This window comes from Candidatus Hydrogenedentota bacterium, from assembly GCA_019695095.1.
Taxonomy (GTDB): domain Bacteria; phylum Hydrogenedentota; class Hydrogenedentia; order Hydrogenedentales; family SLHB01; genus JAIBAQ01.
Genome location: JAIBAQ010000372.1, coordinates 1 through 3,025, shown reverse-complemented (window position 1 = coordinate 3,025; position 3,025 = coordinate 1). Strand labels below are relative to the sequence as shown.

At 56.4% G+C, this 3,025-nt stretch carries 2 protein-coding genes; both read left to right on the top strand.

Annotated features, from left to right (window positions below; translation table 11 throughout):
* A partial coding sequence (locus tag K1Y02_26530) for a VCBS repeat-containing protein (GenBank protein MBX7259939.1) occupies positions 1–1,385 on the top strand: 1,385 nt, incomplete at its 5' end.
* A partial coding sequence (locus tag K1Y02_26525) for an ABC transporter ATP-binding protein (protein MBX7259938.1) occupies positions 1,366–3,025 on the top strand: 1,660 nt, incomplete at its 3' end. The genes K1Y02_26530 and K1Y02_26525, both read left to right, overlap by 20 nt.

The window sequence follows — 3,025 nt, the reverse complement described above, 5'->3', positions numbered from 1 at the left end:
CGTTTGGTAACGACGAGGTCGAGTCTTCTTGGGGATTCGTGCCAAGTCGAAACGAAGAACGGTCCCGATGGCTGGCTTGGGTCATGCCTGTGCCCGGCGTTTTGCGAATTCTCCGACTCTCTTCGGATGATCAGACACTTGAGATGCCCGAGCTCAAACTCCCTCCTGGCTGTAGGCTCTTTGCATTTCTGAATAGACTAAAGAGCGCGCCGCTGCTTGTGTTGTTACATGACGAGGGCATAACGGGAGTCTCTCTGGAAGAGGCTACATTTGGAGAGCAGCGTACGCTACTCCAGAAGGAAGACTTGCGCGGCGCACGGTTCCCCGATTTGGGATTGCCTGCGTGGGTGGACTGGAACATGGATATCGATCAAGACGGATACGACGATTTAATCGTGTTCGCGCGCAAGAACCTCAATGTATACCGGCAGAGTCGGGAAGGTGATCTTGTCTTCTCGGATCAACTCGACGACCTTGACTCCAGTGTGGGGCAGGCCGATTGCTGGCCCGAAACGCAAGCAGGCATTCCCGTGCCCGCATTCAGTAATCCGGAAATGTGGCTCGAACCGTCATTGAATACCGATCTTCCGACGCTTGTTCTCGGCAGTTGGGACCGTCACCTGTTTTGGGAACAGGCCTCCCCCGGCGTTTTTAGCGCGTGTAAAGTTTCGGAGATCAATGAAGACGGAATTGCATCCCGGACAGTTGTCCGATGCCGACTGAATAGTAACGGCCCCGAAGGTCTTGCGACCTGCGAAACCTACTGGTCGCAAGGGTGGCCGGAAAGCCGCACGGCATGGATTTCGCATGGAAAGACTGTTCCTCCGCTCACAGTGAAGCGCTCAGTGCTCCCCATTAATCCCGTCGATATCGACCATGATGGTGCTGTTGAGTTTCTCATGGCTGATATCCCCCCCGTGACTAAGGCGTTATCCGTGCTTGCGCAAGGCATGCTCAAGAATCTGACGATCAAATGTTCGTTCGTGCGATGGAGCGAACGCAATTCGTGTTGGGTACAAGCGTCGCGAGCCATCTCCATGAAGCCTCCTGAGACGGAGGGAGCAGGCATGTTCCATCTCTTTTGGCATCTATCCGAAGTTAGTCTTGTGGGAGAAGATCTAAACGGCGACGGAGTGGGGGACGTGGCATGGCTTGCTGGTGACTCTTGCGTGGAAGTGAGACTGTTGAATGCTAACGATGGCGTCATCGACGTTCTTGCCTCGCATCGAGTGAATGTGGGTTCCGGCATAGAATCGCTGAAGGCTGTGGACACGGATCGTGACGGGGTGTGCGAAATCCTTGCTGTTCGCGATCTGAAGCGTGGAAATCGGCAGGGTGACAATCAGGGGATGCGGGAGTATCAACTTGTCTATTACCAGAAGTGATCAGGATAACAGCACGTCCGCAACCGGTAGTCAACGCGAGTTGGTACTCGCCGCTTCGGAACTGACGGTTCGCGTAGGAAATGCCAAGATTCTCGATCGAATGGGTTTTGAAGTGGGGCGTGGGGAACACGTCGCCGTGCTAGGCCACAACGGCGCGGGAAAGACGAGCATGCTGCGTGCGGTACTGGGGCTGTTTCGAAAGAACGGCGGCCGTGTTACCTTGTTTGGCAAGCCCGCGAAAGGCCGTTCACTTGATGTACTGGCGCGCACGGGCGCCTTGCTGGGGACTCCCGCGTTTTACGAGAACATGTCCGTACGCGATCATTTGCACCTGACGGCGACACTCCGGTGTCCACATGACGAAGTGAAGGCCGCTGTCGTGGAGGCGCTTCGCGTCTTTGACCTGTACGAACATCGGCGTAAGCACTTGAAACACTGTTCGTCGGGTATGCGCAAGCGGGTTGCGATGGCCTGCGCTTTCATGGGAAAACCTGATCTGCTGTTTCTCGACGATCCCACGGCGGAACTTGATGCGGCGGGCACCGAGCGGTTGCGTGACATGATCCGTCGCATACGTGAACGCAACGGAGGGGCTTCTCTCATTCTGGCCACCCACTCCCTGTCGCTCGCGCGCGAACTTGGCGACCGCGTGGTCATCATCGATCACGGCGAGGGTGCGTTCGATGGGACCTGGGAGGCTTTCGACTCTACCATTGGCGGGCTGTTCGAGGTGACCGTGGCTAGTGGTGACGATCTGTGCGTGGAAGAACTTCGCGACGAACCGTATGTGCTTGACGTCAAGATACGTGACGCCAACGCACTTCTGGTTTGCGTCCGCGACGGCGCGATAGGTCGTTTCGTCGCTACGCTTGTGCGGTGCGGAGCAGAGGTCACGTCTGTCGTGCCGGTCCCTTTCTCGTCTGAAGAGTTCATTGAACGTCTGGAATCTGTGGAATCGAGGCAATCGGCCACGGCACTGCCTCAGGCGGAAGTTGCCCATGATGGTGTCGCCGCAGGCGTATCCGCGCCGAGGCATGTACCCTCGCTCATCAAGCGCCTACTCACTTCGACGGTGTGGGAGGCAAAGGTTCTGCTTCGGAGCGCGACGCTCTGGATCATACCGCTGACGCTGGTTGTCTGCGCGGTGCTGGGGTTAATCGGTGCGATTCCCGCGCAGGAAAAGTTGCTGGCACAGCAGGTTACGATGTCGTTCTTGATCACGTCTTCGCTGGCGCTATCGGCGTTGCTCGGCTCCATCGTAATGGCAATCGCCGCAGGGATTGCCATTTGCACCGATTATTCTCAAAACAGGCTGCGCTTTCTCTTCGTTTTGCCGTTGCGCAATCGTGACATGCTCTTCTCGAAGGTGCTTGTCTGGAATGTTCTGCTTCCGATCTATGTGATTGCATGCGTCGTGGGCATACCGCTCTTCTCTTGTTTCATCGCACGTCACTTCGGAAAGTATCCGTGGTCAGAAGAAGGATTTGGATTGCCACCCGGCCCCATGGTTCGCGAGCTTGTACGATACGTGCCCGCCGTGTTTGTTTCGTACGCGGGGATCGGTCTGTTATCAACAGCAATGGGCGTTGTATTTCGCCGCACTCAGGTTGTGCTCACCGTTACCGTGTTGCTCCTCGTGC